The 22,453-nt window shown below is 36.0% G+C and carries 18 protein-coding genes; 5 read left to right on the top strand and 13 right to left on the bottom strand.

The annotated features are described in order from the left end of the window. Positions 1-38: 38 nt before the first annotated feature. From DCE79_RS13400 to ezrA, 9 genes are all read right to left on the bottom strand, one after another. Positions 39-968 carry a class I SAM-dependent methyltransferase gene (locus DCE79_RS13400; protein WP_108713540.1) on the bottom strand — a complete coding sequence of 310 codons (930 nt, stop codon included), beginning with the start codon at positions 966-968 and terminating at the stop codon, positions 39-41. A gap of 137 nt (positions 969-1,105) precedes the next feature. Beyond that, positions 1,106-1,612, bottom strand: coding sequence for a thiol peroxidase (gene tpx, locus DCE79_RS13405; protein ID WP_108713541.1), 507 nt, complete (start codon positions 1,610-1,612; stop codon positions 1,106-1,108). Between the two features lie 176 nt (positions 1,613-1,788). After that, complete coding sequence (locus tag DCE79_RS13410; RefSeq protein ID WP_108713542.1) at positions 1,789-2,280, bottom strand: RDD family protein; 492 nt, start codon at positions 2,278-2,280, stop codon at positions 1,789-1,791. Positions 2,281-2,294: 14 nt separating this feature from the next. Then, positions 2,295-3,305: a signal peptide peptidase SppA gene (gene sppA, locus DCE79_RS13415; RefSeq protein ID WP_108713543.1), complete on the bottom strand. Its 1,011-nt coding sequence runs from the start codon at positions 3,303-3,305 to the stop codon at positions 2,295-2,297. A 206-nt stretch (positions 3,306-3,511) separates the two neighbouring features. Further along, the gene (mbcS, locus tag DCE79_RS13425) at positions 3,512-5,083 is read right to left on the bottom strand and encodes an acyl-CoA synthetase MbcS (RefSeq protein ID WP_108713545.1); all 1,572 of its coding nucleotides are present in this window, start codon (positions 5,081-5,083) and stop codon (positions 3,512-3,514) included. Positions 5,084-5,247: 164 nt separating this feature from the next. Continuing rightward, positions 5,248-5,463, bottom strand: a complete 216-nt coding sequence (locus DCE79_RS13430) for an alpha/beta-type small acid-soluble spore protein (protein WP_108713546.1) — start codon at positions 5,461-5,463, stop codon at positions 5,248-5,250. 112 nt (positions 5,464-5,575) lie between these two features. Then, complete coding sequence (gene thiI, locus DCE79_RS13435; RefSeq protein WP_108713547.1) at positions 5,576-6,787, bottom strand: tRNA uracil 4-sulfurtransferase ThiI; 1,212 nt, start codon at positions 6,785-6,787, stop codon at positions 5,576-5,578. Beyond that, positions 6,784-7,932: a cysteine desulfurase family protein gene (locus DCE79_RS13440; RefSeq protein WP_108713548.1), complete on the bottom strand. Its 1,149-nt coding sequence runs from the start codon at positions 7,930-7,932 to the stop codon at positions 6,784-6,786. Before DCE79_RS13440 ends, thiI begins: the two co-directional genes overlap by 4 nt. Positions 7,933-8,065: 133 nt before the next feature. Continuing rightward, positions 8,066-9,772, bottom strand: a complete 1,707-nt coding sequence (ezrA, locus tag DCE79_RS13445) for a septation ring formation regulator EzrA (protein WP_108713549.1) — start codon at positions 9,770-9,772, stop codon at positions 8,066-8,068. Positions 9,773-9,911: 139 nt separating this feature from the next. Here ezrA and hisJ point away from each other — a divergent pair, with 139 nt between their 5' ends. Together hisJ and DCE79_RS13455 are read left to right on the top strand one after the other, a co-directional pair. Then, a complete protein-coding gene (gene hisJ / locus DCE79_RS13450) occupies positions 9,912-10,715 on the top strand; it encodes a histidinol-phosphatase HisJ (protein WP_108713550.1) in 804 nt (267 codons plus the stop codon). 12 nt (positions 10,716-10,727) lie between these two features. Then, the gene (locus DCE79_RS13455; RefSeq protein WP_108713551.1) at positions 10,728-11,207 is read left to right on the top strand and encodes a GAF domain-containing protein; all 480 of its coding nucleotides are present in this window, start codon (positions 10,728-10,730) and stop codon (positions 11,205-11,207) included. A gap of 45 nt (positions 11,208-11,252) precedes the next feature. Here the strand turns inward: DCE79_RS13455 and DCE79_RS13460 are convergent, their stop codons facing one another. Beyond that, positions 11,253-13,121 (bottom strand): sensor domain-containing diguanylate cyclase, encoded by a 1,869-nt coding sequence (locus tag DCE79_RS13460; RefSeq protein WP_234417269.1) that lies wholly within the window; start codon positions 13,119-13,121, stop codon positions 11,253-11,255. A gap of 476 nt (positions 13,122-13,597) precedes the next feature. Between DCE79_RS13460 and rpsD the strand changes: the two genes are divergently transcribed. Both rpsD and dctA read left to right on the top strand, forming a co-directional pair. Further along, positions 13,598-14,200 carry a 30S ribosomal protein S4 gene (rpsD, locus tag DCE79_RS13465; protein ID WP_108713553.1) on the top strand — a complete coding sequence of 201 codons (603 nt, stop codon included), beginning with the start codon at positions 13,598-13,600 and terminating at the stop codon, positions 14,198-14,200. A gap of 344 nt (positions 14,201-14,544) precedes the next feature. Continuing rightward, the gene (gene dctA, locus DCE79_RS13470) at positions 14,545-15,795 is read left to right on the top strand and encodes a C4-dicarboxylate transporter DctA (RefSeq protein WP_108713554.1); all 1,251 of its coding nucleotides are present in this window, start codon (positions 14,545-14,547) and stop codon (positions 15,793-15,795) included. 54 nt (positions 15,796-15,849) lie between these two features. On the opposite strand, the gene DCE79_RS13475 is transcribed toward dctA, so the two are convergent. The 3 genes from DCE79_RS13475 to tyrS all read right to left on the bottom strand — a co-directional run bounded on the left by DCE79_RS13475 (position 15,850) and on the right by tyrS (position 19,174). Then, on the bottom strand, positions 15,850-16,464 hold the full coding sequence (locus DCE79_RS13475) for a YIP1 family protein (protein ID WP_108713555.1): 615 nt from the start codon (positions 16,462-16,464) through the stop codon (positions 15,850-15,852). Between the two features lie 107 nt (positions 16,465-16,571). After that, complete coding sequence (locus DCE79_RS13480) at positions 16,572-17,741, bottom strand: PstS family phosphate ABC transporter substrate-binding protein (protein ID WP_108713556.1); 1,170 nt, start codon at positions 17,739-17,741, stop codon at positions 16,572-16,574. A 164-nt stretch (positions 17,742-17,905) separates the two neighbouring features. Next, a complete protein-coding gene (tyrS, locus tag DCE79_RS13485) occupies positions 17,906-19,174 on the bottom strand; it encodes a tyrosine--tRNA ligase (protein ID WP_108713557.1) in 1,269 nt (422 codons plus the stop codon). 384 nt (positions 19,175-19,558) lie between these two features. Here tyrS and DCE79_RS13490 point away from each other — a divergent pair, with 384 nt between their 5' ends. Then, positions 19,559-22,414, top strand: a complete 2,856-nt coding sequence (locus DCE79_RS13490; protein ID WP_108713558.1) for a transglycosylase domain-containing protein — start codon at positions 19,559-19,561, stop codon at positions 22,412-22,414. The last annotated feature ends 39 nt before the right edge of the window (positions 22,415-22,453 follow it).

Below are 22,453 nucleotides of genomic sequence, written 5' to 3' on the forward strand. Positions count from 1 at the left end.
GACCATTGCAACCTACGAGGTGCAATGGTCTTTTTTTGTTATTTTCCTTCTTTCCACATACGCACTTTTTCAAAGAACATAGCAAGTGCTTGGCGGTTCGACATATTCGGTACTTTCGCAAGTAATACTTCACGTGGTGCCTTTAAAGCTGCACTCTGTTTTTGAAGTATTAAAATACTTTTCTCATGGGCACGTGCAGAAAATAGATTTTCAGGAAGCTGAATAACCGCTTGAATCCAGGCATGTTCCTTAATAAATTTATGCAGTTGTTTTGCTTGCTCAGTTTCAAACAAATTCGCTGGAATTAAGAAAAATCCGTAGCCGCCTTCTTTTGTATAATTCATCGACTGTTCGATAAATAGATGATGTGCATAGCTCAATCCTTCAGCTGTACAAACTTCATAGTCTAGTGCTACTTCTTCATTTGGATAAAAGCCAACTGGTAAATCACAAATAACTGCATCAACTGGGTCGATTAATAATTTTTCTAGTGCATCTTGACGGTATAATGTCACTGGTTGCTCGATTAAATCGCCTGTTGCCGCTGCTAAACGAATTAATAAATCATCAACTTCCACACCAGTTGCATGCACTTTTCCATCAAGTGCATTCATCACCGTGTAAAGTAAATTCCCCGTACCTAATGCCAGGTCAGCAACTGTAATGGAGCCTTCTGTAAATTCTTTTTCAAAACATTGCTCTACAAAGTGACTTACTAATAAGCCTAGTGTATCTGGTGTCATTTGGTGATTTGGCTGTGAACTTTTACGCATACCTTTTAAAATCGCAATTTGAATAGCTTTGCGCATATCCTCTTTTGTTGCGCCTTCTACATGCCATTCAAATTTACCATCAAGCGTATCTTCTAATACTTGTAATAGCGCCTCTAAATAATCAATCTCTTGTGCTTTAATTTGTTCTTCCGCACGATTGTTAATAAAACTAAAAATTTGTTCAAACTTTTCCATATACTAAACTCCCTCAATCCATGTTTGCACTACTTTATGTTATTTCTTTTTTCAAATGAACAACCCACTCAAAGACGAGTTTGAGTGGGTGAACAATGTATCATATTTACTTTACAACAAATTCACGAAAAACGAAATTATTTTGAAAGAGCTTTTACTGCTTCAATGGCAGCTTCATAGTTTGGATGTGTTGTACCTTCTGAAACGTATTCTACATACACAACCTTACCTGCTTCGTCTACTACGAAAATAGAGCGAGCTAATAGGCGTAATTCTTTCATATGTACGCCATATGCTTCACCAAATGAAGCATCACGATGGTCAGAAACAGTTACAACATTTTCAATACCTGCTGCACCACACCAACGTTTTTGAGCAAATGGTAAATCCATTGATACTGTATAAATAATAACATTATCGCCTAATTCCCCTGCTGCTTCATTGAATTTACGTGTTTGTTGATCACAAACACCTGTATCTAATGATGGAACTACTGAGAATAAACGAATTTTACCTTCTGAATCTTTTAATGTTACTTCTGACAAATCATTTGCTAACACTTTGAAATCAGGTGCGTTGTCGCCCACTTTTACCTCTTTACCGATTAATGTTACTGGACTGTTCTTAAATGTTACTTGTGCCATACATAACGCCTCCTTTGTTATTCCCTAATATTACTAAAGTCAAATTCATTAATGCAACTAAGTGAACTTGAAAACCATCATTTTCTCAAAGAAAAAAGCTGTATAGTAGGCTAATGCATACCTTACAGCTCTTTCCTTGTTTAGAAGATATCGATAGTTACCCCTTCTGCATTTGATTAAACATTTTCCACAAAAATATTCTCATGAACAACTACCGTATCAGCAAAATAATCGGCTACACTTTTATTTCGCGGTGCAAATGCTACGATCAAATAGGGCAAATGAAGTAATGTCCCGTTAATAAAACGGCCAACCCCTTCACGGAATAGAACGGTTGGCCAATCTAACGGCCCTCCGTTATCTTTTTCTACTTTTAAGCCAAATACCATTTTCCCTAAAGTTTGCTTAAAAAATTTCGTCAATAAAACAAAATACACATAAAAAATAGTACTAGATATTATCGTCACTGGTGCATACCAAGTAGATCCAGCTAAATCCCAATCCATGACGGCAAATAGTGGTCGGACTGTTATTCCAACAATTGCACTAATAACAAGTGAATCAAGAATGAACGCCCAAAAACGCATCCAAAAGCCCGCAGTTTTTAAATGTATCGAAGGGTGCTCTACAGTCGGTATCATCTCAAATGTTTCGATTCCCTCAGTCATCGCGATCCCTCCCCTTAATGTTCACCGTATAAGTACATCATACGTGGTGAATTTGTTGAAGAAATAATTTTTGATAAGTATTGTGATTCAGCTGATGGACTAAAGAAAGAACCAATTTTAACGCCTAATAATGACGCCCAGCTATCTGTATCTACTGTGTACTCAAAAAATCCCGCTTTTTCTAAGCCATGATCTTCACGTAATGTACGAAGCGTAGCTGCCTCATTACCAATTTCATCTACTAATCCTGCTTTTAATGCTTGTGAACCGCCTAAAATTCGACCGTCAGCAACTTTTTTCACATCCGCTTCTGTCATACCTCGGCCTGCTTCGATAATATTAACGAATTCTTCATACGATTCGTCAATCATTTCTTGCAACATTGCTAACTCTTCTGGTGTTGATGGACGTGCACCACCGAACATATCTTTATGCTCCCCTGATTTAATCGTCTCATATTCAACACCAATTTTTTCAGCCAATTTACTGTAATTGATCGATTGCATAATAACACCAATCGAACCTGTAATGGTTTCACGCTGGGCAAAAATTTTATCTGCAGGTGCTGAAATATAATACCCACCAGAAGCGGCCATTGAGCCCATCGAAACATAAATTGGAATTTGTTTCTCATCTTTAATTTTCAGTAATTTTTCATGAATTTCTGCTGATTCAATAACACCACCACCTGGTGAATTTACCGATAATAATACGGCTTTAACTGAATCATCCTCTAGTACGGCATCTAATTGATCTAAAAAAGCTTGGTGATTATAGTCGACTGTTTGCCAAATACTTGGTTCACTTACATCTTGAATGACACCATTCACCGTTAAGTGAGCAATTCGTTTGTCGAAATCGCCTGGTTCAATAACCTTCTCATAGACAATATCCTTTGTCCCCATAATGCTATCAAAACTACTAAAAAAATCTGTTTTAAATATGGTAATAATCGTATTAATCCCGATTGAGAAAAATAATAATACTGCTGCAATAATAAGTGCTACTATTCGTTTTGTATTCATCTATATACCTCCTTTACTTTTTGTACGAAAGTATTCTACAAAAAGTTTCATTATTCCACATTTTAGCAAAAAATAATTCACGACAGAATAATGCGAATGGATGTCTTTGCTTATGTGAATTCCCCTTTTCTTATCCACTAAAAAAGATGGCTGATAATCCACCATCTTTTTTTCATTACCCAGGAAATATTTCGACAATCGCTTCCTTAACTTCGTTCTTTTAAACGAAGTTCGACACGACGGATTTTACCTGAAATTGTTTTTGGTAGTTCATCTAAAAATTCGATGATTCGAGGATATTTATATGGTGCTGTTAATTCTTTTACGTGATTTTGTAACTCTTCAATCATTGTCGGCTTCTCTTTTAATGCTGGGTCCTTTAATACGACAAATGCTTTTACGACATTACCACGCATTTCATCTGGACTTGCAACAACTGCGCATTCTTGCACATCAGGATGCTTCGTTAGCGCATCTTCTACTTCAAATGGACCAATTGTATATCCTGAAGAAATAATAATGTCATCATTGCGCCCTTCAAACCAGAAATAACCTTCGTCATCTTTTGTTGCGCGGTCTCCTGTTACATACCAATCGCCACGATACTGAATGGCTGTACGCTCCATATCTTTGTAATAGCCTTTAAATAATGCTGGTGTCGATTTGTGCACGGCAATATCACCAACTTCACCGACTGCTACTGGCTCGCCAAATTCGTTAACTAATTCAATTAGGTTTCCTGGAGTTGGTTTCCCCATTGAACCTGAACGTAACTCTGTATCTAGCAACGTACCAATCAATAAAGTATTTTCCGTTTGACCATAGCCATCACGTACGATCAGATTATGTTCACGCTTAAATGTCTCAATTACTTCACGATTTAAAGGCTCACCAGCTGACACCGCACTGCGTAATGAGTCTAAATGATAGTCCCCTAAATCATTCAGCTTAGCCATCATACGGTATTCAGTTGGTGTACAGCATAGGACGTTGATTTTTTGAACTTCAATACAATGCAAATATTTTTTTGCATCAAATTTCCCTTTGTAAACAAATCCTGCTGCTCCACTTCCTAGTACCGCTAAAAACGGACTCCAAATCCATTTTTGCCATCCAGGTGCCGCTGTTGCCCATACAATGTCGCCATCTTGTACGCCTAACCAAGCTGCGGCGGCTGTACGTAAATGTGCATAGCCCCATCCGTGTGAATGCATAACACCCTTTGGATTACCTGTTGTACCTGATGTATACGCTAAAAATGCTAAATCATCTGATGTAGTTGCAACATTTGTAAATTCCATTGATTGCAGCTTTGCAAGTTCCGTTAGCGATTGCCAATTTTGTCTTTCGTCCCCAACGATGAAACAAGTCACATTTGCTAAATTTTGTACTTGCTCAAATTCTTGAATAAATTGATCATTTACAATAATCGCTTTTGCCTCTGAGTGAATGAGGCGATAATCAATATCTTTTGCGCGTAGTAACTCTGAACTCGGAATAATGACAAGTCCTGCTTTTAATGCGGCAATATACGCTACATAAGCTTCTAAGCAGCGTGGTAACATAATTAAAATGACGTCACCTTTTTTTAAGCCTTGTGCTTGAAAGACGTTTGCTACTTGATTTGCTTGTTGTAATAGCGCTTCATATGTATAACTCGTCTGTTCGCTATTTTCTTCTTGAATAATTAAAGCTGTTTTCGTTTCTTTGTTTTCATGCTTTTCAAATTCATCCACAATATTAAACATTTTCGGTGCAATTAGGTGTTCGTGATTCATTTCTTACTCTCCCCTTTGATAAAAAATGATACTTACCATCTTAGTATAATTATTATACAGATAAAATTCAAAAATTTCTGTCATTTGTTCAATATTTTTTCAACATTTGACCAAACTAAAAAAGGAACTGCAACTTTTTAAGTTACAATTCCTTTTTGTTTTACTTATTGATTGTTGTTTGAACCGCGTAATTGTGATTCTGCCATTTGAACTAGGCGTTTTGTAATTTCTCCACCTACAGAACCGTTTGCACGAGATGAAGCTTCTGCTCCAAGTTGCACGCCAAACTCTTGTGCAATTTCGTATTTCATTTGATCAAGTGCTTGTTGTGCACCAGGGACACGTAATTTGTTTGAACTACCATTGTTGTTTGAAGCCATGTATCTCTCACCTCCTTGTGCAATTAGAATGCGCCGTGAGGAAAATAAAATACATCTATTCAGCAGGTAATTTGTTCTTCTATTAGGTAATTCCTATTGATACTTGAAAAATTTATAGTAAATCAGCAAATTTATCCGCTTTCACTTCTTTTTGAGGGAAGCTATATGTTTCGCGGTTTTTCACTGCACGTTCGATTAAATCTTCAAATTCCGTGAAGCTTTCGAAATGCTGAACTTTTTCAAGTTTTGGTTTTGTTTTTGGACTTGCTGGCGTGAAAATCGTACAGCAATCTTCAAATGGTTGGATAGATGTTTCATATGTTCCAATTTTTTCAGCGATTTTAATAATATCATTTTTGTCTGCTGAAATTAGTGGACGTAAAATTGGCGTACTTGTCACATCATTAATAGCAGTTAAGCTTTCTAATGTTTGAGAAGCTACTTGTCCTAAGCTTTCACCTGTAACAATTCCAAGTGCGCCAACTTCTTCACGAACACGGTCTGCAACTTTCATCATCATACGACGTGTTGATGTCATTGTCATATTGTCTGGTACATTGTCTTTTACAGCCACTTGTAATTCTGTAAATGGAATAACGTGTAAACGAATTCTCGCACCAAATTTTGTTAATTCATTTGTAAGCTCTTTTACTTTTTGTAATGCATTATCACTTGTATACGGTGGGCTAAAGAAGTGAATTGCTTCTAAACGAACACCGCGCTTCATCATTAAATAACCTGCTACTGGGCTATCAATACCGCCAGAAAGCATTAGAAGCGACTTCCCGTTTGAACCGATTGGCATACCACCAGCACCAGGGATCACCTGTGCCATCATGTAAATCGCGTCTTCACGTACTTCGATACGTAATGCCACATCAGGGTTTTTCACTTGAACTTTGAAGTTGTCGAATTTTGGTAAAATGGTTCCACCCATTTCACGTTGTAATTCATGCGTGTTTAATGGGAATGTTTTATCTGTACGATGAACTTCTACTTTAAATGTTAAATCACCTTTGTCACGGTAATCCTCTAAAATGTCGAATGCTAAAGCTTTCATCGCATCTAAATCTTTTTCACAAGAAGCTACTGGGCTAAATGATTGGATCCCGAATACATGTGGTAAACGCTCCATTAATACCGCTAATTTTTCTGCGTTTTCAATTTCGATAAACATACGGTCACGTTCTGCACGAATTTTAAGTGGTAAAATGTCATGGAAAGAATAACGTACATTGTCACGTAAACGGTTAATGAAATCTTTTTTGTTACGACCTTTTGTTGATAATTCACCGTAGCGAACTAAAATTTCTTTAAAAATCATGAATGATAGTCTCCTTTTAACTCTTTCATTACAGCTGTAAATCCTGCTTTAAACGCTTCAATTTCTTGATCTGTTGTATAGCCACCAAAACTAATGCGCAGTACACCGCTTTTAAATCGACCGTCGATATTAAGAGCCTCTACTACATGGCTTGTTTTCGTTTGTTTTGATGAACATGCACTTGATGTCGACACAATAATATCACGTTTTTGTAGAGCATTAATTAAAATTTCGCCCTTTAACCCGCGAACACTAAACGATAAAATATGTGGTGCACCTTTTCTAGATGATAATACATAAACATCCTTGCCAAATGATTCAAAGAAATCATGCAGCTGTGTAGACCATTTTTTATAGCTTTCGAATCGTTCTGGCATTGCTTCAACAGCTAAACGTGCCGCTTTCGCCATCGCAACAGCTTGTGGTACAGCCACGGTCCCGCTACGCAAGCCAAACTCTTGACCGCCACCTACTAAAAATGCTTTTAACATTGGTTTTTTACGGAATGCCACAACACCCGTTCCTTTTAATGCATGAATTTTATGTCCTGAAATTGATACAATGTCTGGACCTTTTTCATCATTAAATCGCACGGGTAATTTTCCGAAGCTTTGAATCGCATCAATATGGAACATCGCATTACTTTTTTCATGAATGAGTCTAGCAGCTTCTTCAATTGGCTGAATCGCACCCATTTCATTGTTCACATGCATAATACTAACTAATATTGTATCTTTACGTAATTTTTCACGTAGCTCATCTAATGAAATGACGCCCTCTTTATCGACTTTTAAGTAGTCTACTTCAAATCCTTCTTCAGCTAAACGTTTCACAGCTTCTAATATCGAAGGATGTTCAATTTCAGTTGTAATAATATGTTTACCTCTAAAGCCACTTGATTTTGCGACTCCGTATACAGCAAAGTTATTCGATTCTGTACCACCTGAAGTAAATAATACGCTGTGTGGCTCGGTATTTACTATTTGTGCCATTTGTTCGCGTGCTTTTGTTAATAATGCATGTGATTCAACACCCGCTTTGTGAATAGACGCAGGATTCGCATAGTATAATTCATTCACTTGCATAAACGTTGCAAGTACTTCTTTATGGGGTTTCGTTGTTGCGCTGTTATCTAAGTAAATCATTTATATTCAACCTTCTTTATGTTATAGATATCGTTTAATTCCGAAAGAAAACCACCTGCACAAAAAATGCAAGGTGGTCCTCATTTTGCTGTTTTATTATACCTCTAAACGGCTTAACATGTAACCGTTATGCTTATGATTTTATAAGTAATTGCTCTTGAACTAATGCCTCAATACGTTTAATCGCCTGCGGATCAACCATTTCAACTGCTTTAGCTGAATCTTCAAGTGCTTTCACATAACGGAATTTTTTAAATGCATCTTCTGCTTCTAATAAACTTTCGTTCACTGAATGGTTCGTTGCACGGTATCGATTGCCGAATTGAATTAAACGTTCAATAATTAATACATTTTCAATCATTTCTTGTGCACGATCATGTGTTTCTTCAATGCACTGTTTTGCACTTACTAAATGTTGGTTTACTTGTATGATATTAAGCGGTACTTCTTGAAGACTTTGTACAACAATATAAATGCGCTCTGCCGCTTCTTCTAAGCGTACGTCCATTTCTTCTGGGACTCCAGGGATATTCGCACGACTTAATAATCGTTCTGTATTTTGTAACAGACGCTTCAGCTGTTCTAAATCAGCACGTGCCTTATTTTCATCGATACGTAAATTTTTAAGCTTGTTTGAGAAGCTTTCTTGCTCTTCTGCGATGCGTTCAATTTCTTCTGTGATTTCCTGCAACTCTTCTTGTAAGCTTGAATAAGCAGACTTTTCTTCTTGTACACGCGTTGAAAGAAGTTCATAACGCTTTTGAAGTACTTCTAAATGCTTTAACCCCACTTTTGGAATTTCAGCTTCTTTTTCCTGCAAGCGGTAACTGTGTTGCACATAGGCAACTTCATCACTAATGTCCTTCGTTAAACGCATTACATCCGTTATTGTGCTATACATTGCTGAGCAATTGCGCTCTACATAATTACGCGCATGCACTTCTTTTTCAAGTAAATCATAATAATTATCAATCTCATCATTAATCTCTTGAATACGTGGTGCAACAATTTCTAAATTTAGTTGTGCAATGGAGTCTTTTAATTCATTAAGTTCATTTTCTACCTTATCTAAGTACTCAGTCAGTTCTAAATGACGTAAATAATAATTATGTTCTTCCATTTCACGTTGACCATTTCGAAGTTCATGAATAGCAGTCGGGATTTTCGCTTGAATATCCGTCAACAATGTCGGTACTTCATTTAAATAGTTAAAAATTGTTTGTGCTTCACTATTAAGTTGCAATACGATTTCACGCGCTTGTAAGTAATTTCCGTCTTTCGTCAGCTCATTAAACTCTTCAAATTTTGGTGTGAAGTTTTCTAATCGCTGTTCTAGTTCTGCTAATGCAGGACCAAAAGAATGTTGATGTGCTAAAATCGTTTTTCGAGCAGAACGGTAATATTCTTTTAACTGTTCCATTTCGATGCGATTTTTTTCTTCGCTACCTATCAGTTCATCCAGCTCCGAAATAATTTCAATACGAACTTGCTCACATTTTATAATTTCTTGTTCAATTTCACGCTCTGTTTGCGTTGCTTTTTTAAATTTAAAGCGGTCGATGTATTCCTCCGCATCAAAAAGCATTTCATCTAATTTTGGCACTTGAACATCCACTACATCTAACCAACGATTGCGCCAGTTTTCAAATAGCTCTTCTGTTTGTCCATTCATATTTAAAGCTTTTACTTTTGCTAGTTCTTCGAAAATTGGATAATGCTGGATTTGCATTTTTTCTTTTTCTAATCGTCCTATTTCTGCATTATGCTTGCGTCGTACTACTAAACCCGCGACTAATAATGCTAATAGTATGACGACAACAATGATGATATACTTTATCATTGTAAGCCCCCTAATCCCAAATAAAATCAATAATTGGCTATATACGTATTATTAATAATACCACGTTTTGGTTAATTTGTTGAACTATTTCAAGGAATTTTTAAGTTATCATATCTTATTTTTAAAGGAGAATCTCCAAATGAAAAAAGATGGCCATATTCACACACCATTTTGTCCACACGGTACGAAAGATGCTTTCGAAAAATACATTGAAAAAGCAATTGCACATAACTTTGACGAAATCACCTTTACCGAGCATGCGCCATTGCCAAAAAATTTCATCGATCCAACACCTGATCAAGATAGTGGGATGAAAGAAAACGATTTACTCGCTTATTTCCAACAACTGCAACAATTAAAGCAAAGCTATCAATCACAAATAAAAATTAATATTGGTTTAGAAGTTGATTTTATTGTTGGGTATGAACAAGAAACACGCGATTTTCTAAATACGTATGGTAGTTATTTAGATGATGCCATTTTGTCGGTTCATTTTTTACAGCGTGAAAATACTTACGATTGTATTGATTTTTCAGAAGAAGTTTATTTAAATTTCGCCGAAAAGGTCGGTGGAATTCAATGTATGTACACACAGTATTACGAAACGGTTAAAAGATCAATTGATGCTGATTTAGGCCCATTCAAGCCAAAACGAATTGGACATCCGACGTTAATTCATAAATTTCAACTCGCACACAATGAAACAATTGATGACGGGCAACAAATCGAAATGCTATTATTACATATGAAAAATAAAGGGTATGAATTGGATTTAAACAGTGCTGGTTTAAGTAAGCCTTTCTGCAAAGAACCTTACCCGCCATTCAAATCTATTCATTATGCTCATTCCATTCAATTACCTTTAGTTTTTGGTTCCGATGCGCATACTGTAAAAGATTTACATCAGCATTTTCATACCATTACCGAAAAATTAAATTTCTAACGGAGGTTACTTATGTTTTCTAAAACAACTTATGCAGGTACATTATCTGAACAATATCAATCACTATCAAAGCAGCTAGATGCTTTGCTTACCGGCGAACAGGATCTAATCGCAAATTTAAGTAATGCCTCAGCATTATTAAATCAATTTTTAGATAAAATTAATTGGGTCGGCTTCTATTTGATGAAGGACGGGGAATTAGTTCTTGGACCGTTCCAAGGATTACCAGCTTGCGTTCGCATTCCGGTCGGTCGTGGTGTTTGTGGTTCTACCATCGAACAAAAGCGCACACATGTTGTTGATGATGTTCATGCTTTCCCAGGACATATTGCTTGTGATGCTGCCACAAAATCTGAGATCGTTATTCCACTTATGAAAAACGAGGAGGTTTTTGGTGTGCTTGATATTGATAGTCCGCTAGAAGCAAGATTCTCTAAAGACGATCAAACAGGTTTAGAGTTATTTGTCATGACACTATTAAAACATATTTAATACAAAAAAGAGAATGTCCTCAACAAAATGAGGACATTCTCTTTTTTATGATTGTAATTGCATCGTATCTTCAAATACACATACTCGGTTTTTGCCATTATGTTTGGCACTATATAAAGCCGTATCCGCTTGTAAAAAAATCTCTTGAAAATCTGGACGATTTGATTTATTCCATGTAATCATCCCCGCTGAAATTGTAACAGTTGGGTTTGTCACCCTCGGAATAATGTCAACAATTTCATTTGAAATCTTCAATGCTTCATGATCTAAAATATTAGGAATATATATAGCGAGTTCTTCGCCGCCCCATCTCGAGCAAATTCCACGAGTTCCGATTTCTTGTTGCAATTGCGAACCAATTTGCATTAAAATTCCATCGCCCACTTGGTGACCGTATGTGTCATTAACCCTTTTAAAGTTATCAATATCAATCAATAAAAACATTCCAGAATCATCTTTATCAATCGATTTTTCTACGTAGGTATCAGAATAACTACGTGCAAATAGTTTCGTTAAATGATCACGGTCTACCATTTCTTGTAGCTTTTCTCGCAAAATAGAATTCGAAATAGCTAAAGAGGAATGATGAATTAAAGACTGCATTAATTTAAAACTATCAAACGAGAAGAAATAGGGGTCTTCATGTAATACAATGCTAAACCCATTAATTTTCTCTTCGACTATCATTGGAATCGCCATAATCGATTTGTACTGAATATCTTCTGAAAGTAGTCTACTAAAATCAGCGATAAACAACGAATCTTGCGTTGTCTCAAAATGTTGTTGAACATGTTGAATATATACCTGACCAGCTTCTGTATTGAAAATAGCTGTACGCGCTTCGGTCATTTCAAATGTTTCGCCTTCTTTAAATAAGAAGCCAATTTCCATTGGTTGGAACGATTTTAATAGTTGCGTTTGTAAGAACAGAAGCATTTCGTTAATCGATAATTTCATGTTTAAACGATGCGATGTTTCATTAATTAATTGCAGGTCACTGATCAATCGATGGGATTGATGATATAATTTAGCATTTTCCAATGAATTTCCAGATACTTGAGCAAGCATACGGATAAATTCTTTTTCAGTAGCTGTAAATGTATAAGCAAGTGGTGCTTTCACTTGTAAAATACCATAGATTGCTTGTCGACCTTTAATCGGCGCATTTAAAAGACGATAATCTAACTCTGTATCCTCATCTTCTTTTAATTCCCCTGATACGAATGATTCAATCGTTGAGGGTCTTTCAGATAAATAATCAAACTGCTTAATACGAATTCTTGTTTGACGATCTTGGTCATTTGATAAAATGAGTTCCACTTCTAGTTGTGGAAAATTCTCTTCAATTGTTATAAGAACATTTTCTAATATAACATCAATATCCATTGTTGAATGAAAGAGATCCGTCATATTATATAATTTTTGGAATTTTTGTTCATTTAATTTCACATTATAGCTCTGAACTAAAAAGTTAAAAACAAAAGCAATACCATCTATTAATTCTTCAGATAAATTAGAATAAGATGGTTCGTTGGTGTTTTTATATTTGAATAATAGAATTCCTTCAAGCTGGTCATCGATTTGAAGCAACATCATACTTGTATGATTTTCGAAATACTCCATTTCCTTTAAAAAATTCGGCAGGTTTACGATTTTTTCCCCACCTAAGTAGTTTTCGAATGATTTTAAAGTTAATTGAGTATTAAATAGAAATTGTTCCTTTTCATCATTTAAATGATTTAGTCGCAATCCATCTACTTTCAATAAAATACAATCTTCCATGCCAAAGTAGTTATGCAAACTTTCCTTTAGAAATGAAAAATATTCCTTATACTGATTAAATTGCTTGCTCGAATTAATACAAAGGCTCAGAACGTCAGATTTAAACCGATCAATCTTCTGTTGATTCTCCATCATTAAATCACCTTTTCTTTCACATTACCTTTATCAGTTACTAATCACTTACTTTAAAGTATACACTTATCGTGCCATTTTGACTATTAAATTTTGTTATATTTTTCTAATTATAACGATAATACACTCAATTTCATCCATATCTGTTTCATTTTGTTTATGATAGCTCTATTTATATATAGGTATTTTAGATTACACCATGTAAAGCGGGAAAACGTTTAGTATAAATCCGGTCACAATCCTCCTTGTTGACGAATGTTTTAAAAAAAGATACAATAGATTTTGTGTAAAATGAATGCAGTAGTTGTATAACTTATTCGCTGTATTTTATTCCTTCTATTTATATAGAATGGTGTATTGTGTAACCCTTTAGGCTGCATGGGCGAAGATACGTGAAAATAAAATACCGTTTAAGCTCGGGTACAACTGGTTTTTCTTTTACAACAAAAACCAAATTAAAAGGAGGAGACACAATTATGTCTCGTTATACAGGTCCATCTTGGAAGATCTCTCGTCGTCTTGGTATTTCATTAAGCGGCACAGGTAAAGAAATCGCAAAACGTCCATACGCACCAGGTCAACACGGCCCAAATGCTCGTGGTAAAAAATCAGAATATGCTTTACAATTAACTGAAAAGCAAAAACTACGTCATATGTACGGTATGACTGAACGTCAATTCAAAAACGTATTCCTTAAAGCTGCTAAATTAAAAGGTTTACAAGGTGAAAACTTCATGATCCTTCTTGAAACTCGTCTTGACAACTTAGTTTACCGCTTAGGTTTAGCTCGCACTCGTCGTGCAGCTCGTCAATTAGTTAACCACGGTCACATCTTAGTTGATGGTAAACGTTTAGATATCCCATCTTACTCTGTAAAACCAGGTCAAACTATTTCATTACGTGAAAAATCAGCTAACTTATCAGTTGTTGCTGAATCAGTAGAAGTTAATAACTTCGTACCTGAATATTTATCATTCGATGCTGACTCTAAAGTAGGTACTTTCGTACGTATGCCAGAGCGCTCTGAATTATCTGCTGAAATCAGCGAACAATTAATCGTAGAGTACTACTCTCGTTAGTCGTTACGATTTTCAGATAAAAACCACCAAGCTTATAGCTTGGTGGTTTTTTTGTTGTCTCTTGTTTATTGTACATAACTAAAATTGAACAAAATGAACAAAATGCACTTTAATTATTAAAGCGCTTACATTTCTTTGGTGTAATAGAACAGTTTATACATGGCATTATACAGAAATTATGTTTTATAAACAGAAATTACGTATTTTCAACAATGTAGCAAAGTAATAGTAGGAAATAATTTTTATGAACAAAATTACACAAATGATTTTCACGGGTGTATTATAACAACATCTTAAACAATATCAGATTTTTATTAATACTATTTACAGGAAGAAGGATTTTTATGAAGTTCCTAAAAAATTTAACTGTACAAGTAATTATAGCTATCCTACTTGGGATTGTTGTAGGTGCGATTTGGCCTGAATTTGGGGCTAGTTTAAAAATTTTAGCGGATTTATTCATTAAGTTAATCAAAATGTTAATTGCACCGATTATCTTCTTAACCGTTGTTATCGGTATTGGTAGTATGGGTGACATGAAGAAAGTCGGAAAAATCGGCGGGAAAGCGTTACTTTATTTTGAAATTGTTTCTACAGTGGCATTAGCAATTGGAATTTGCATCGGGATTTTTGTTAATGCAGGTGCTGGAATTGATACAACACACGCTGGTGATACAGATATTTCAAAATATACCACTGCTGCCGCTGAAAACAGTGATGCTGGTTTAGGTGGATTCATCTTTTCAATCATTCCAGATAATTTTGTTGGGGCACTTGCAAATGGTGATCTATTGCCTACTTTATTATGTGCGGTATTATTCGGTATCGCGGCTGCTACATTAGGTGAAAGAACACGTCCTGTTATAACATTTTTTGAACAAGTCTCAGAAATCTTCTTTAAAATTGTTAGCATGGTCATGAAAATTTCGCCAATCGGGGCATTTGGTGCAATGGCCTATACAATCGGTAACTTTGGTTTGGGCTCATTAAAATCTCTTGGTCTACTAATGGGTGCTGTTTATCTTACAATGTTTGTGTTTGTCATTGTTGTACTAGGATCAATCGCTCGTTTTTACGGCTTTAACATTTTCAAATACATTAACTACATTAAAGATGAAATTTTCCTTGTAATTGGTACTTCATCATCTGAATCGGCACTTCCTACGATGATGCGTAAACTTGAAAAATTAGGATGTTCAAAACAAGTAGTTGGACTTGTTGTTCCTACTGGATATTCATTTAACTTAGATGGTACTTCCATTTATCTATCAATGTCTACGCTATTCATTGCCCAAGCATATGGCGCTGACCTTTCATTAGTTCAAATGATTACCTTACTTGGTGTATTAATGATTACATCAAAAGGCGCTGCTGGTGTAACGGGTTCAGGTTTCATTACCCTTGCTGCAACACTTGCTGCTTTCCCAATGGTTCCGGTTGAAGGTATCGCGTTATTAATCGGTGTTGACCGTTTCATGTCAGAAGCACGTGCAGTGACAAACTTAATCGGTAATGGTGTCGCATGTATCGTCGTTTCAAAATCTGAAAAAGAATTTACATCTAACGAAGTTTCAAAATCTATTGCCATCAAATAATAAAAATCCCATCATTCCATTTTAGTGATTTGGAATGATGGGATTTTGTGTTTATTACAAGAAAAATACTATTAAAAAAACTAATATTAAAATAACTATTAGCGCTGCGAAAAATGCGCGCCATTTGGAAATCTGATGTACTTCTGAAATACCAATAATCATCAATGCAAATGTCCAAATCGATGCGATAAAAATAAACGTTCCACAAACAAACTGTAAAATTATATCACTCAAGCCCGTTTCTATATAGGTGATTTCAAAAAATGACTGGGGTGCGAACTGCATCCAAAATAATATCATTGGCAATATCCAAATATATGGAATCATCGTCACACTAATCATACGAAACATTGGCTTAAATCTACCTTTTCCCCCGAATACTTTAGCAGATAACATTAAAACAGCAGCAGATAACAACGTCGATAAAAAATATAAAAGGAAGCTCGACATAAATGCAGAGTAAACGTAATCACCCAGCGTATAATTTCCATTAAATTTAGTACCTACTAAACTTATTAAATTATTCGTAAACATCCCTACAATGCCTAAAAATATAAAATAGGCAATGTTTTTTGTCTTTAATAAATAGCGAATTGTATCACGTGGTTTTACAGCTATGCTTAGTATTGCATGCCGATCATCGACCATTGTCGTTTGTTGCTCACTCAAAACAGAACCCCCTAAAACTATGTATACCTTCTATTATACTGGTATATTACAGGTGATTCAAAGTTATTGAATGTCTCTAGCAGTTATTCAACTAGCGGAATATGAAATTATTTATAGGAAGATATCGGAACGTATCCAGCCTGTTCTACTAATGCCTGCCCTTCATCAGATAATACCCAATCGATTAAAGCTCGAACATTTCCTTCTGGCTCCCCACTCGTTACGATATAAAATTCCGAAGTAATCGGGTACGTATTTGCGCGTATTGTTTCTTTTGTTGGTTCAACTCCATCAATCGCTAATAATTTGATTTCCTTATTGCGCACCATTTCATTTGAGTAATAGCGAAATGTATACCCTATGGCATTCTTATAATTTTTGTATTGAGAAACTTCATTAATGATGCCACCCATTCCCGTAGCGACATCTTCTGATGGGGCTTCCATAATGGGTGTGTCTCCCATTAATCGTTGTAAAGCTGTTTGTGAGCCGCTATCTTGCGGTCTTTGAAATGCTCGAATCGAATCGTTTTTTCCGCCTACTTCAGACCAGTTCGTAATATTTCCTGAGTAGATTTCTTTTATTTGTTGCAATGTTAAATTATCAATTTCATTTTTATTATTCACAAAAAATACGAAGGCCTCTTTTCCAATCGGTGTTCGTTTTAACTCAATTCCGTTTGCTTCTGCACGAGCTAACTGCTGATCAGATGGTCCTGCAACGAAAATCATATCTACTTTTCCATTAATTAAATTCGAATAGGCTTCATGTGTTTGATTGACCATAACAGCACTTGAATAAGGGTCATAATGATTTTCTGGATAGACCGCTTGCGCAATAGCTGAATATAACGGATATAACGCGGTAGCACCATCCATTTTTGGTAATGATTTTTCTAACTGTAGTGTTGCAGGAACAGGCAATTTTACAACTTGATTTTTCTCTACAAATGGCATGTATTGATAAATATCAACTTCTGCATTGACCGTTGAAACTTGATTATCTATCCATTCATAAATTGGCTGAATCGAAGCTAGTAAAATGGCAAATAACGAGATGCCTGTGAAAATTTTTTTATTTTTCTTACTTAGAGACACCTTAAATATTAAGAACACTAAGAAAATATAAAGAACCGCCACAAGTACAAGAATTAGTGGAATATAATATGTTGATCCGCTTATTAACATAATAAATAGAACTGGCAGTACAAAAAAGCCGAATGCCATCAATAAAATAATTGCGCTAAAAATTTCACTAATATAAGATTTCCTTTCCATATAACCCCTCCTTAAATTGACAATTCAAGTTATATTGAAGAAATCCTCTTAGAGTGAACCCATTTTCTTTAAGTCCATTCATTCCCGCCATCATTTAGCCATAATTTTAGACATAAAAAAACGTCCTAGAAGTCAATCTAGGACGTTACTTTCATCAAATTCAATTAAGCGAATTTCACCATATGGTACTTTTTCTTACCGCGACGGATGATTGCGAATGCGTCATCAAGACGATCTTTTGCGTCAACTACGTATTCTAAATCCGTTACTTTTTCACCGTTTACGCTAATTGCACCATTTGTTACATCTTCACGTGCTTGGCGTTTTGAAGATGAAATGCCTGCTTCTACGATTAATTCCACGATGTTTTTATCTTCTTTAACAACTTCAACAGAAGGAACACCAGCGAATGCTACTTTCATTTCTTCTACTGATAATGCTTTTAAATCGCCAGAGAATAATGCTTTGGTAATACGTTCTGCTGCTTCTAAACCAGCTTCACCGTGGATTAAGCGTGTCATTTCTTCTGCTAATGCTTTTTGTCCTTTACGTAAATGTGGCTCTTCTTCTACACTTACTGAAAGAGCTTCAATCTCTTCACGACTTAAGAATGTGAAGATTTTTAAATATTTCACAACATCAGCGTCAGCTGTATTAATCCAGAACTGGTAGAACTCATAAGGAGATGTTTTTTCAGCGTCTAACCATACAGAACCACCTGCAGATTTACCAAATTTCGTACCATCTGCTTTTGTTACAAGAGGAATTGTAATACCGTAAGCTTTCGCATTTTCATCATGTGTTTTACGAATCATTTCTAAGCCCGTTGTAATATTACCCCATTGGTCAGAGCCACCCACTTGAATACGTACATTGTGGTGATCGTATAAATGGTTGAAGTCAATACCTTGGATTAATGTGTACGCAAATTCAGTAAATGAAATACCAGAATCTAAGCGAGATGCCACTGTATCTTTATTTAAAATGTAGTTAACATTAATTAATTTCCCGTAATCACGTAGGAAGTCGATTAATGACATTGGTCCAACCCAGTCATTATTATTTACAAGTTGTGCTGAGTTTTCAGCACCTGAGTTAAAGTCAAATAGACGTTCCATTTGCTTTTTAAGACCTTGTACGTTTTTCTCAACTTGCTCCATTGTTTGTAATTGACGCTCTTCAGAACGACCTGATGGATCCCCTACTGTACCTGTCGCGCCACCTACTAAAAGAATCGGTGTGTGACCTGCTTTTTGGAAACGACGTAATGTTAATAGAGGAACGATGTGACCGATGTGCATTGAATCTGCAGTTGGGTCAACCCCTACATATAAGGAAACCTTTTTCTCATTAAGTAATTTTTCCATACCTTCAGCGTCTGTTTGTTGGTATAACAAACCGCGCCACTCTAAATCTTGTAATAATTCATTCATTGCAAATCTCTCCTTTTACATGTTTTGTCCTGCATGTAGGGAAAATAAAAACGTCCCTACATGCAAATTGCATGCAGGGACGTCAAAGTTTCATTTAACGCGGTACCACCCGGCTTGAAGAAAAAAGTTTTTTCTTCCACTTTAAGCGCCTTTATCGCAGGCGAATCGTTTCAAACTCCAAGTACGTAATTCATGAATCACATTATGTCTAGCTTTCACCAACCGCTAGCTCTCTATAACAGGGAATGTATTCATTACTGCAAACTCATCTATGCTTGAAAATTTATATTCTTAATTCTAACCAATAAACGCTCGTTGTCAATAACTATGTTCGTCTAGTTAACAAATATGCTATAATAAACAAGATTTTAGGAGGTCGATGATGTGAAAGAATGGCTTGAAAAATTGAATGAAAAAATCGAAATCCTTGCTTCTTCAAAGCAGATGCGCCACTTCCGAATCGCGGGCGGTGTATTTTGGAACTTATTCCTTTTAGCTATAATTTTTATTGTCACAGTCACAATATTTGTCGGCAGTGTCGGTGCGGGTTACTTCGCTTCATTAGTGAAAGACGAACCTTTACGATTAAAAGAAGAAATGCGCGAACAAATATTTAGCTATGAAGAAACAAGTGAAATTTATTTTGCAAATGAGCTTTACATTGGAAAAATTCGTACAGATTTAGACCGCCGTGAAACATCACTAGCCAATATAGCACCCATGGTCATCAATGCTGTACTTGCTACAGAAGATGAATATTTCCGTGAACACCCTGGTATTGTGCCAAAAGCAGTAATACGTGGGCTTTTACAAGACGTATCGAACTCTTCTACACAAACAGGTGGTTCAACACTTACACAACAATTAATCAAAAATCAAATTTTAACAAATGAAGTGTCATACGAACGTAAAGCTAAGGAAATTTTACTTGCCTATCGTTTAGAACACTTTATGACAAAGGAAGAAATTTTAGAGGCTTATTTAAATATCATTCCTTATGGACGTAATTCATCTGGTCGAAACATTGCAGGTATCGAAACAGCTGCACAAGGAATTTTTGGTATAAAAGCATCTGAATTGAATTTACCACAGGCAGCCTATATTGCAGGTATTCCTCAAGCACCTTTCAAATACACACCTTTCACAAATAAAGGTGAGAAAAAGAGTGCAGAAGGAATGAAGCCTGGTGTAGACCGAATGAAAACAGTATTATTCCGTATGAATGAAGTTGGCTATATTACGAACCAGGAATATGAACAAGCAATTACTTATAATATTACCCAAGATTTTAAAGACTATGAAGAACGTCCAGAAGATAAATACCCTTGGTTAACAGCTGAGCTTGAAACACGTGCAAAAGAAATTTTTGCGCAAACGCTCGCTGAAAAAGATGGCATTGATCCTGCACGTTTAAAAGAAGAATCCAATTTAAATGAAAAGTATACAATTTTAGCAGATCGTACAATTCGTTCAGGTGGCTATCGTATTTATTCGACAATTGATAAAGATATGTATGATGCGATGCAACAAGTAACAGACGAATTCACATTGTACGGACAAACATATAAGAAAAAAGTTAAAGATCCTGAAACAGGTGAAGAAATAGAAGTGGACGTTCCTGTTCAAACAGGTAGCATTGTCATTGATAACAAAACGGGAAGAATTTTAAGCTTTGTTGGTGGTCGTGATCATGCACTAGAGCAGTTAAATCACGCAACGCAAGCTTATCGTTCGAATGGTTCTACAATGAAGCCATTACTTGCCTATGCACCAGCGCTTGAATACGGTGTTATCGGTGCAGGTAGCCCAGTAGTCGATGTCAAATTTGTACGTGAATATGACGACTATAAACCAGTAAACTACAATCCAGAACAAGAGCTTGGGATTATCCCTGCGCGTCAAGCGTTGGCCTCTTCTCAAAACTTGCCAGTATTACGCCTATACGATTCGATTTTAGATAAACGCCCTGCTTCATATTTAGAAAAAATGGGCTTTTCAAAATTAACGAGTGGTGACTATGTTAACTTATCGACATCTATCGGTGGATTAACTCATGGAGCTACCGTTGAAGAAAATACAAATGCCTATGCGACATTTGCCAATGGTGGTAAATTCGTAGATGCCTATATGATTGACAGAATTGAAGATTTAGATGGTAATATCATTTATCAACATGAAGTAGAACCAGTCGAAGTCTTTAGTGAAGAAACAGCCTATATGATGACAGATATGCTACGTGACGTCTTACAACAAGGCGGTACTGCAACACGTGCGCAAAGCTTATTAAAGTTCTCGTCCGACTTTGCCGCTAAAACTGGTACAACTCAGGACCATAAAGATGTTTGGCTAGTTGGTTACAATCCAACTATTTCAATGGGCGTATGGATAGGCTATGACCAGCCGAGAACATTATTTGCATTTAATAATAAGTATCAACATCCAAGTTATCGTGTTAATACGCTTTGGGCGAATTACATGAATGCTTTATATGATATTGATTCTGAATTTATCGGAACAAAAGAAAGCTTTAAGCAACCAGCAGGTGTAGTAACTAAAGAATTCTGTGGTATTTCTGGATTAGCACCTTCGTCATCTTGCGCAAATGCTGGCTTAATTACTTCAGATTTATTCAATAAAAATAACTTACCAACACAGCCAGATGATAGTTTTGTTTCATCTACAACGGTTATTATAAATGGTGGATCCTATGCAGCCTTACCAACAACACCAACAGAATTTGTTGAAATGAAAGGCTACGGGTTAAACCAAACATTTATCGATCGTATGCTTGGCAAGCTAGGTGGCGATGCATCCAAACTATTATCATTCAGCTCAGGTAATGGTGTTTCAACAGGGGCACAGTTCTCTGCTGATAGCGTTGCACCGACTTCTGTATTTGCAACATTATCAAACGGTACATTATCGTGGTCTGCATCTGCTTCAAATGATGTCGTCGGCTATCGTGTCTATAATATTTCAAATGGTTCACATACATTCGTTGCATCCAAGAGATCCTACGAAGGCTTACAGATTAATGTATCATCCGGTACACGTTATGTCGTTGTAGCAGTCGATATTACAGGATTAGAATCTGCTTATTCAAATGAAGTAGGTGAAATCATAGAAATTCCACCGCCAATTGAAGAACCGATTGATCCTGTTGAAACAGATATTCCAGATGAACCAGATGATTCGATTGAAGACCTTGATCTTGATTTATCGGATTTAACAGGTGAATAAAAAAGTGTGATTCCCTAATCCAAACATTAGGAGAATCAC

The organism is Lysinibacillus sp. 2017 (genome assembly GCF_003073375.1).
In the GTDB taxonomy this organism is placed as follows: Bacteria; Bacillota; Bacilli; order Bacillales_A; family Planococcaceae; genus Solibacillus.

What these genes read in the sequence shown, in the direction of transcription:
- DCE79_RS13440 (WP_108713548.1), bottom strand. Translation starts at nt 7,932, where the DNA reads ATGATTTACTTAGATAACAGCGCAACAACGAAACCCCATAAAGAAGTA.
- hisJ (WP_108713550.1), top strand. Translation starts at nt 9,912, where the DNA reads ATGAAAAAAGATGGCCATATTCACACACCATTTTGTCCACACGGTACG.
- DCE79_RS13400 (WP_108713540.1), bottom strand. Translation starts at nt 968, where the DNA reads ATGGAAAAGTTTGAACAAATTTTTAGTTTTATTAACAATCGTGCGGAA.
- mbcS (WP_108713545.1), bottom strand. Translation starts at nt 5,083, where the DNA reads ATGAATCACGAACACCTAATTGCACCGAAAATGTTTAATATTGTGGAT.
- rpsD (WP_108713553.1), top strand. Translation starts at nt 13,598, where the DNA reads ATGTCTCGTTATACAGGTCCATCTTGGAAGATCTCTCGTCGTCTTGGT.
- DCE79_RS13460 (WP_234417269.1), bottom strand. Translation starts at nt 13,121, where the DNA reads ATGGAGAATCAACAGAAGATTGATCGGTTTAAATCTGACGTTCTGAGC.
- tpx (WP_108713541.1), bottom strand. Translation starts at nt 1,612, where the DNA reads ATGGCACAAGTAACATTTAAGAACAGTCCAGTAACATTAATCGGTAAA.
- DCE79_RS13430 (WP_108713546.1), bottom strand. Translation starts at nt 5,463, where the DNA reads ATGGCTTCAAACAACAATGGTAGTTCAAACAAATTACGTGTCCCTGGT.
- thiI (WP_108713547.1), bottom strand. Translation starts at nt 6,787, where the DNA reads ATGATTTTTAAAGAAATTTTAGTTCGCTACGGTGAATTATCAACAAAA.
- DCE79_RS13410 (WP_108713542.1), bottom strand. Translation starts at nt 2,280, where the DNA reads ATGACTGAGGGAATCGAAACATTTGAGATGATACCGACTGTAGAGCAC.
- DCE79_RS13480 (WP_108713556.1), bottom strand. Translation starts at nt 17,741, where the DNA reads ATGGAAAGGAAATCTTATATTAGTGAAATTTTTAGCGCAATTATTTTA.
- DCE79_RS13455 (WP_108713551.1), top strand. Translation starts at nt 10,728, where the DNA reads ATGTTTTCTAAAACAACTTATGCAGGTACATTATCTGAACAATATCAA.
- ezrA (WP_108713549.1), bottom strand. Translation starts at nt 9,772, where the DNA reads ATGATAAAGTATATCATCATTGTTGTCGTCATACTATTAGCATTATTA.
- sppA (WP_108713543.1), bottom strand. Translation starts at nt 3,305, where the DNA reads ATGAATACAAAACGAATAGTAGCACTTATTATTGCAGCAGTATTATTA.
- tyrS (WP_108713557.1), bottom strand. Translation starts at nt 19,174, where the DNA reads ATGAATGAATTATTACAAGATTTAGAGTGGCGCGGTTTGTTATACCAA.
- dctA (WP_108713554.1), top strand. Translation starts at nt 14,545, where the DNA reads ATGAAGTTCCTAAAAAATTTAACTGTACAAGTAATTATAGCTATCCTA.